Origin of the sequence: Adlercreutzia sp. DFI.6.23 (genome assembly GCF_024462535.1) — a bacterium.
In the GTDB taxonomy this organism is placed as follows: Bacteria; Actinomycetota; Coriobacteriia; order Coriobacteriales; family Eggerthellaceae; genus Adlercreutzia; species Adlercreutzia rubneri.
In genome coordinates, this window is the sequence record NZ_JANGBP010000581.1 from 1 (window position 1) to 297 (window position 297).

Here is a 297-nt window from a genome sequence, read left to right on the forward strand (position 1 = left end):
CCCATGCGGAACAGGATAGCTTGCTGATTCGCGAATTCCTTGCTTTGGGGGCGAAATCTTTTGCCCCGCCGGCGATAGCACTGCTCGGCAATGCGCCGCATTTTGCCCGAGCTGCCAATCTGCCCCGCCGTCACGGTGACGACCTTGTAGCCGTCCGTCTCCAGCGCCAGGCGCTTCTGGGCGTCCCTCATCAGCTGCGAAGAGCTGGTGTGCTCGGCCGTCGAGTCGTACTCGATCGCAAGGCGAGCATCAGCAAAGAGGATATCAGGGACGAGCGTGGTGCGCCGCGCTATCTGC

General features: G+C 62.3%; 1 pseudogene. It reads right to left on the reverse strand.

Annotated elements, in window-relative coordinates:
* Nucleotides 1-297, reverse strand: a pseudogene (locus NE591_RS14670) (hypothetical protein); the annotation flags it as partial.